Raw genomic sequence first — 8,274 nt, forward strand, 5'->3', positions numbered from 1 at the left:
TTGCTGTGTGAACCGTGCCGGGGCGGTGGTCCGCCTGAACGGCGGAAGAGATATCTGGTGATGGCGCTTCCCCTAGCCGTGGCACCTGGTGTCTGTGTCATGCGGCGTGGTCGCACCGGTTCCGAAACTCCCCCAGAGGGGGTGCCCCCACCGGCGGGCCGCTCAGTGTCCGTGTCGGCCGTACTGATCACGTACGACGTCCAGCACACAATGCGGCTTGGGGGGCTCCCGGAAGAATGTCTGTCCCTGACGGGGACACGAGGCACCTCGCCATGGTGGGGTCGGGTGCAGACTTGAGATTAACACTACCGGATCCAACAAACATTCCCCCTCTCGAAATCCGGCAACCGTACGCGGCTAAATGTCGCTGGACGCCGCCAGCGGCAGGACGCTCGCGCCCCGCCGGCCCAGGCCGAGCCGGTTGGCCGCCCAGTCCGTACCGGCCAGCGCCTCGACCTTGTCGGCCGTGTCGGCGTCGGCCAGTGCCATCACCGTGGGCCCGGCACCCGAGATCACCGCGGGGATGCCGTCGCCGCGCAGCCGCTCCACCAGCGCCGCGCTCTCCGGCATGGCCGGCGCGCGGTAGTCCTGGTGCAGACGGTCCTCGGTGGCCGGCAGCAGCAACTCGGGGCGCCTGGTGAGCGCCTCGACGAGCAGCGCGGCGCGGCCGGCGTTGGTGGCGGCGTCGACGTGCGGGACGGTGCGCGGGAGCAGGCCGCGCGCGGTCTCCGTCAGTACCGGCTTTCCGGGCACGAAAACCACCGGAACGATGGAATCGGCGGGCTCCATCCTGATGGCCCGGGCGGCGCCGGAATCCATCCAGGACAGGGTGAATCCGCCCAGCAGGCAGGCCGCCACGTTGTCGGGGTGTCCCTCGATCTCGGTGGCGAGGTCGAGCAGCGCGGCGTCGTCGAGGCGGTTCTCGCCGCCTATGGTCACCGCGCGCGCCGCGACGATGCCGGCGCAGATGGCGGCGGAGGAGGAGCCGAGGCCGCGGCCGTGCGGGATGCGGTTGGCGCAGACGATCTCCAGGCCGCGCGGCTGTCCGCCCAGCAGGTCGAAGGCGGTGCGCAGGGAGCGGACGAGGAGGTGCTTCTCGTCGCGCGGCAGCGTCTCGCTGCCCTCACCCGCGATGTCGATGTGCAGCCCTGAGTCGGCCACCCGGACGACCACGTCGTCGTACAAGCCCAGCGCCAGGCCGAGGGCGTCGAATCCCGGGCCGAGGTTGGCACTGGTGGCGGGGACGCGCACCCGGACGGCGGCGGCGCGGAAGGCTGGACCGGCCATCGCTTGATGACTCTCCTTGAGCTGCGTGACTGTCGAACGACATTCGATGACGTACGGAAACCCTGGGCCCGCCGCTGCCTGCCCAACGGCCGACCGACGGCCCCCCGGCCGCCCCCCGGCCGCTTCCCGGACGAGGAGACGGCGCGGCACCGCGGCATATGCGGCGGACGGATTCAGTACAGCCTATCGAAGGAAGGTTCTGTGGCGACATAGGGCGCACAGGAGGCGCACGATGCGTGTCGTAAGCCCCCTGTGCACCCCCCAAAAGTGACTTTCCCGGCCGGGCGCCGCTTACGCCCTCTTCTTGAGCGGGGCGCGTTTCGTGGGAGGTTCCTCCGAATTCCCGCGCGGGTCCCCGGGATTCCGCGGGGACTTCGCTCGGAATCCGTGGGGAGGCCAGGTCCCCGGGTTCCACGACGGACGATGACGGAAGGCGGAGGGGCCCCCCTCGGTCCCCTCGGCTCCCACGGCGAGGCGGCCCTCCCTGTTCCGCGGGGAGGCCCCTCAGATCAGGCCGAGCCGCTCGGCCGCCGTCGCCGCGTCGACCGGGACGGTGACCGGCTGCGGGGCACCGGCGACGGCCCAGTCCGGGTCCTTCAGCCCGTTGCCGGTGACGGTGCACACGATCCGCTGACCCGGGTCGACCTTGCCCTGCTCGGCGGCCTTCAGCAGGCCGGCCACCGACGCGGCGGACGCGGGCTCCACGAAGACGCCCTCCTGGGAGGCCAACAGCCGGTAGGCCCGCAGGATCTCACGGTCCGTCACCTCGTCGATGGCGCCGCCGGACTCGTCCCGCGCGGCGAGCGCGAAGTCCCACGAGGCGGGGTTGCCGATACGGATGGCGGTGGCGATGGTCGACGGGTCCTTGACGACCTCGCCGCGCACGATCGGCGCGCTGCCGGAGGCCTGGAATCCCCACATGCGCGGGGTCCTCGTGCTGACCTTGTCGGCGGCGTACTCCTTGTAGCCCTTCCAGTACGCGGTGATGTTGCCCGCGTTGCCCACCGGCAGGACGTGGATGTCGGGGGCGTCGCCCAGCATGTCCACGATCTCGAAGGCGGCCGTCTTCTGCCCCTCTATACGCACCGGGTTGACCGAATTGACCAGCGCCACGGGGTAGTTGTCGCTCAGCGCGCGGGCAAGCGCGAGGCAGTCGTCGAAGTTGCCGTCGACCTGGAGGATCTTCGCGCCGTGCACGAGGGCCTGGCCCATCTTGCCGAGCGCGATCTTGCCCTGCGGAACGAGGACGGCGGAGACCATCCCGGCCCGTACGCCGTACGCGGCGGCGGAGGCGGACGTGTTGCCGGTGGACGCGCAGATGACGGCCTGCGCGCCCTCCTCCTTGGCCTTGCTGATGGCCATGGTCATACCGCGGTCCTTGAAGGACCCGGTCGGGTTCGCCCCCTCGACCTTGAGGTGGACCTCGCAGCCCGTGCGCTCGGAGAGCACCTGCGCGGGCACGAGCGGCGTGCCGCCCTCACGGAGCGTCACGACGGGCGTGCTGTCGGAGACGGGCAGCCTGTCCCGGTACTCCTCGATGATTCCGCGCCACTGGTGGGTCATTGCTGGTTACTCTCCTTCAACCCGCATGATGCTGGCGACACCCCGCACGGTGTCGAGCTTGCGCAGCGCCTCGACCGTACCGCCGAGGGCGGCGTCGGACGCACGGTGGGTGACGACGACGAGGGAGGCCTCGCCGTCCTTGCCGGACTGCCGCACGGTGTCGATGGAGACACCGTGCTCCGCGAACACGGTCGCGACCTGGGCGAGCACGCCCGGTTTGTCGGCCACGTCGAGGCTGATGTGGTACCGCGTGACGACGTCGCCCATCGGGGAGACGGGCAGCGCGGCGTACGCGGACTCGCCGGGTCCGGTCGCGCCGCCGATCCGGTTGCGGCAGACGGCGACGAGGTCGCCGAGCACGGCGGACGCGGTCGGCGAGCCGCCGGCCCCGGGGCCGTAGAACATGAGCTGCCCGGCGGCGTCGGACTCGACGAAGACGGCGTTGTAGGCGCCGCGCACGTTCGCCAGCGGATGGCTGAGCGGGATCATCGCGGGATGCACGCGCGCGGTGACCGACGCCCCGTCCGCGGCCCGCTCGCAGATGGCGAGCAGCTTGATGGTGCAGCCCATCTCCTTGGCGGAGGCGAAGTCGGCGGCGGTGACCTCGGTCATGCCCTCGCGGTAGACGTCGTCGAGGCGCACCCGCGTGTGGAAGGCGATCCCGGCGAGGATGGCGGCCTTGGCGGCGGCGTCGAACCCCTCCACGTCGGCGGTCGGGTCGGCTTCCGCGTACCCGAGGGCGGTGGCCTCGTCGAGCGCTTCCTGATAGCCCGCCCCGGTCGTGTCCATGGCGTCGAGAATGAAGTTCGTCGTCCCGTTGACGATGCCGAGCACCCGGTTGACCTTGTCGCCGGCCAGGGACTCGCGCAGCGGCCGGATCAGCGGGATGGCACCGGCGACGGCGGCCTCGTAGTAGAGGTCCTTTCCGTTCGCGCCCGCCGCGGCGTGCAGCGCGGCGCCGTCCTGCGCGAGCAGCGCCTTGTTGGCGGACACGACGGAGGCGCCGTGCTCGAAGGCGGTGGTGATGAGGGTCCGGGCGGGCTCGATCCCGCCGATGACCTCGACGACGACGTCGATGTCCCCGCGCTTGACGAGGGCGGTGGCGTCGGTGGTGACGAGGGCGGGGTCGATGCCCTCGCGCACCCGGTCGGGCCGCCGTACGGCCACGCCCGCGAGCTCCACCGGGGCCCCGATCCGGGCGGCGAGGTCGTCGGCGTGCGTCGTCATGATGCGCGCCACCTCTGAGCCGACCACTCCACAGCCCAGCAGCGCCACTTTCAGCGGACGCGTACGCATCATCCGACCTCGTTTCCTCATACCGTCTACGGTTGGTCCAGTCTCACGCACCGGACGGGATTTCCTGCCTTTCGTCCGAATCGTGAGACGTTTATTTCATTTTCGCAGGGGCGGACACCGAAAGATCTTCCGCCCGGGCGCCTCTCCACCCGTCCGCACCCTGTCTCGCCCCGCCACCGGCTCACCACCGGCTCACCCGGCGGAACTCATCCGACGTCGAGGCGCAGCAGATCCTCCTCGGTCTCCCTCCGCACGATGACGCGCGCCTCGCCGTCCCGGACGGCGACGACGGGCGGACGCAGTACGTGGTTGTAGTTGCTGGCCATGGAACGGCAGTACGCCCCCGTCGCCGGTACGGCGATCAGGTCGCCGGGCGCCAGGTCCCCCGGCAGGAAGGCGTCCTTGACCACGATGTCCCCGCTCTCGCAGTGCTTGCCGACGACCCTCGCGAGCACGGGCTCGGCGTCGGAGGTGCGGGAGACGAGGGCGACGCTGTACTCGGCGTCGTACAGCGCGGTGCGGATGTTGTCGGACATGCCGCCGTCGACGGAGACGTACGTGCGCAGCCCGTCGAGGGGCTTGACGGTGCCGACCTCGTAGAGCGTGAAGGCGGTGGGCCCGGCGATGGCGCGCCCGGGCTCGACGGAGATGCGGGGCGTACGCAGCTTCGCGGCCTCGCACTCCCGGGTGACGATCTCGTGCAGCGCCTTGGCGATCTCGTGCGGCTCACGGGGGTCGTCGTCACTCGTGTACGCGATCCCGAGCCCGCCGCCGAGGTCGATCTCGGGCAGCTCGACGCCGTGCTCGTCGCGGATGTCCTTGAGCAGCCCGACCACCCGGTGGGCGGCGACCTCGAACCCCGACATGTCGAAGATCTGCGACCCGATGTGCGAGTGGATCCCGATCAGCTCGAGCCCGTCGAGCTGGAGCGCCCGCCGCACGGCCTCCGCCGCCTGCCCGCCGGCCAGCGGGATCCCGAACTTCTGGTCCTCGTGGGCGGTGGCGATGAACTCGTGCGTGTGGGCCTCGACTCCCACGGTGATACGGATCTGCGCACGCTGCCGCTTGCCCAGCGACTGGGCGATGTGGGCGACACGCACGATCTCCTGGAAGGAGTCGAGCACGATCCGCCCGACGCCGGCCCGGACGGCGCGCTCGATCTCCTCGGGCGACTTGTTGTTGCCGTGGAAGGCGATGCGGTCGGCGGGCATCCCCGCGGACAGCGCGGTGGCGAGCTCGCCTCCCGAGCACACGTCGAGGTTCAGCCCCTCCTCGTCCAACCACCGCACGACGGCCCGGGACAGGAACGCCTTGCCCGCGTAGAAGACGTCGGCGTCCGAACCGAAGGCGGCCCGCCAGGCCCGCGCCCGGGCCCGGAAGTCGGCCTCGTCGAGGACGTAGGCGGGGGTGCCGTACTCCTCGGCCAGCCGCGTGACGGCGATCCCGCCGACGGTGACGGCACCGTCGGCGTCCCGCTCGACGGTCTGGGCCCAGACCTTCGGGTCGAGGGCGTTGAGGTCGGCGGGCGGCGCTGTGCTCGCTGCGGAGCGCCCCTCGGGGAGGACGTCGGCGTGACGGGGCCCGGCGGGGTGTGCGGAACGGCTCATGGCGTCTTCTGCGCTCTCTCAGAGGTGGTCGGGTGCGTCGATGCCGAGAAGGAACAGGCCACCGGCAAGCACCGCCCCGACGGCTTCGGCAAGCGCCAGCCGGGCACGGTGGGTGGCCGAGGGTTTCTCCCCGCCGCGGGGCAGCACGGTGGGCAGGAAGGGCAGCGCGGCATCGGCGACGGTGACGAGGTGCCGGGCCAGCCGGTCGGGGGCGCGGTGCGCCGCGGCGGCGGCGAGGGCGCGGGGGTGGCCGGCGAGGGCGGCGAGGAGGTCCGGCGCCGTGCCGCCGGTCATGGCACCGGGCTCGGCGGCGAAGTGGAGATCGGCGGCGTTGCGCGAGAGGGCGCGGGTGCGGGCGTGGGCGTACCGCACGCGGAAGAGGGGGTTGCTCTCGCGCTGCCGGAGGTGCTCGTCGCCGATGCGGGGCCGGTCGTGGGCGGCGGGGTGGAGCAGGGCCCAGCGGCCGGCGTCCCGGCCGAGCGGCAGGGGATCGGCGGGCGCCGGGACGGGACGGACGTCGACCGGCAGCTCCGCGGGCGCCGGCCCCTGCGCATCGACGCGCACACCGAGGACGGCGGTCCACGCGGGGTCGAGCCGCGCGGCGCAGCTGGTGCGGACGAGGGCGCCCTGGGAACGCAGGATGCGGGCGGCGGCCTCGGCGACGACGACGGCACGGAGGTCGTGCGGGCAGTGCAGCCGCACGACGCGGCCGCTCTCCCCACCGGCACCGTCGGCGCTCCCGTCCCCGTACCCGTACCGGGGCCCGTGCCGCAGGATCTCCTCGACGAGAGCGGCGGGCGCGGTGCCGTGGAGGCTGATGTTGAGGAACCCGGGCCCGGTCAGGACGACGTCGGTGATGCCGTCGACGTCGACGAGGTAGGGCCGCAGCACCTCGGCTACCCGGCGGGGCGGCTGTCCGGCCGGCCGGGCGAGCTGAAGGGCGATGTTGGTGGCGTAGTCCCCGCACCCTCCGGGCCCGGGCGGAGCGACCACGGCCCGGGCCGGCACGGCCACGCTCAGCTCACCCGCGTCGACAGCGCGACGCACCGCGTGCAGCACGGTACGGGAGAGCTCTACGGGGGTCACGGGTCTAGCGTATGGGAGGAGGGGGGTGGGTAGGCGAACAGGTTCGGCACCGGTCCCGATATATGGACGCAGGCCCCCTCGCCCGTGGCTCGACCGCGGTCGGAGACACCCGGCGTCCGTGGCCCGGGTCACCCGGCCGACTCGGCCTGGGCCGACGACTCACTCTCCCCGGTCACACCGAGCACCGTCCGCAGGGGAGCCGCACTCTCACAGGCCTTCCGCTCGACCAACTGCCGTACGAGAGCGATGAGCTCCGCGGGCTCGAACGGCTTGGACAGAAAGGCGTCGGCGCCGGCATCGAACGCCGCGTCGACCTCGTACGGCGTACAAGCGCTGACGACGGCGATCGGAAGCTCCCGCGTACGCGGATCGGCCCGCAGCCGGGCAGCGGTCCGCACCCCGTCCAGCCGAGGCATGACCACGTCCAGCGTGACGGCGTCGGGCCGCACCTGATGGACGACTTCAAGACACTCGGCACCATCGGCCGCGGTCACGACCTCGAAGCCCTCCAGCTCGAGATTGACCCTGATCAGCTGCCGGATGACCTTGTTGTCGTCCACAACAAGGACTCGGCCAGACGCCCTAGGCACAACTCGAGAGTAGGTCCGGACCGGCCACCGCGTCCGGGTTTTCCCCACTTCCGCCCCGTGCGGGGGACAACGCCCCCACGACCGACGCCCCGACAGCCCCCCGGCCCGTGAGAACCCGTTCATGACCACCCCGGGGGAGCTGGTAGTGTTCTATCCGTCGCCGCGAGCAACATCGAAGGCGACCGACGCGCCCCCGTAGCTCAGGGGATAGAGCAACGGCCTCCGGAGCCGTGTGCGCAGGTTCGAATCCTGCCGGGGGCACCCTGTATGAGGTGCCCAAAGACCCCGTCATCAGCGAGTTCGCTGAGGATGGGGTCTTCGCGTATGTGCGGGCGGAAGCCACCGAAGGCAGCCACTTGCCAGTGATCAGGTACGTCCACGTCCGCGGCCCGGCAGCCGGACCGGCCCGGGACTACGCCCAGCGCACCCCCGGACAAGGACGGAGCCATCCGCAGCGAGCGACTCGACGGTTCCTGCGCCAGCCCCACTCTGGCTCGCCCTCGCTCGCGCCGACGACCTGCGGGTGATCACTTCCGCGGCAACCCTTGTGGAAGTTGTCCACCCTCGGATCACCCGCCCGGCCCTGGCGTGGACTCTCTCCCGCCTCGTTGTCGAACCGGTCACCGAGCCCCTCGCCCGTCACGCCGCCGCCCTCCTCGCCAACGCCGGCCTGCACGGCCACAAGTACGCCATCGACGCCATGCTCGGCGCCACCGCCCTCGCCGTCCCTGGTCCGGCGACGGTTCTCACCTCGGATCCAGAGGACGTCACCATGCTGTGCGGCGGACGTGTCACCGTCATCAAGGTGTGAGATATCCGCTGATTGCCATCCCGTCATATAAGCC

Annotated in this window: 7 protein-coding genes and 1 tRNA gene; 2 read left to right on the top strand and 6 right to left on the bottom strand. The window is 71.6% G+C overall.

Features of this window, described 5'->3' with window-relative positions:
- Nucleotides 1-357 precede the first annotated feature (357 nt).
- The 6 genes from thrB to ABEA26_RS22590 form a co-directional block, all read right to left on the bottom strand.
- Nucleotides 358-1,287, bottom strand: a complete 930-nt coding sequence (gene thrB, locus ABEA26_RS22565; RefSeq protein WP_345594902.1) for a homoserine kinase — start codon at nt 1,285-1,287, stop codon at nt 358-360.
- A gap of 504 nt (nt 1,288-1,791) precedes the next feature.
- A complete protein-coding gene (gene thrC / locus ABEA26_RS22570; protein WP_345594904.1) occupies nt 1,792-2,850 on the bottom strand; it encodes a threonine synthase in 1,059 nt (352 codons plus the stop codon).
- Between the two features lie 6 nt (nt 2,851-2,856).
- Nucleotides 2,857-4,149, bottom strand: a complete 1,293-nt coding sequence (locus tag ABEA26_RS22575; protein WP_279561730.1) for a homoserine dehydrogenase — start codon at nt 4,147-4,149, stop codon at nt 2,857-2,859.
- A 203-nt stretch (nt 4,150-4,352) separates the two neighbouring features.
- Nucleotides 4,353-5,753 carry a diaminopimelate decarboxylase gene (lysA, locus tag ABEA26_RS22580; protein WP_345594907.1) on the bottom strand — a complete coding sequence of 467 codons (1,401 nt, stop codon included), beginning with the start codon at nt 5,751-5,753 and terminating at the stop codon, nt 4,353-4,355.
- A gap of 18 nt (nt 5,754-5,771) precedes the next feature.
- The gene (nrtL, locus tag ABEA26_RS22585; protein WP_345594908.1) at nt 5,772-6,839 is read right to left on the bottom strand and encodes an ArgS-related anticodon-binding protein NrtL; all 1,068 of its coding nucleotides are present in this window, start codon (nt 6,837-6,839) and stop codon (nt 5,772-5,774) included.
- A gap of 128 nt (nt 6,840-6,967) precedes the next feature.
- Nucleotides 6,968-7,399, bottom strand: a complete 432-nt coding sequence (locus ABEA26_RS22590; RefSeq protein ID WP_345594910.1) for a response regulator — start codon at nt 7,397-7,399, stop codon at nt 6,968-6,970.
- Between the two features lie 219 nt (nt 7,400-7,618).
- Here ABEA26_RS22590 and ABEA26_RS22595 point away from each other — a divergent pair.
- Nucleotides 7,619-7,690 (top strand) — tRNA-Arg (locus tag ABEA26_RS22595).
- Nucleotides 7,691-7,946: 256 nt separating this feature from the next.
- A complete protein-coding gene (locus ABEA26_RS22600) occupies nt 7,947-8,240 on the top strand; it encodes a DNA-binding protein (protein ID WP_345594912.1) in 294 nt (97 codons plus the stop codon).
- Nucleotides 8,241-8,274 lie beyond the last annotated feature (34 nt).

Source organism: Streptomyces marokkonensis (genome assembly GCF_039539045.1).
GTDB lineage: Bacteria > Actinomycetota > Actinomycetes > Streptomycetales > Streptomycetaceae > Streptomyces > Streptomyces marokkonensis.

What these genes read in the sequence shown, in the direction of transcription:
- thrB (WP_345594902.1), bottom strand. Translation starts at nt 1,287, where the DNA reads ATGGCCGGTCCAGCCTTCCGCGCCGCCGCCGTCCGGGTGCGCGTCCCC.
- thrC (WP_345594904.1), bottom strand. Translation starts at nt 2,850, where the DNA reads ATGACCCACCAGTGGCGCGGAATCATCGAGGAGTACCGGGACAGGCTG.
- ABEA26_RS22575 (WP_279561730.1), bottom strand. Translation starts at nt 4,149, where the DNA reads ATGATGCGTACGCGTCCGCTGAAAGTGGCGCTGCTGGGCTGTGGAGTG.
- lysA (WP_345594907.1), bottom strand. Translation starts at nt 5,753, where the DNA reads ATGAGCCGTTCCGCACACCCCGCCGGGCCCCGTCACGCCGACGTCCTC.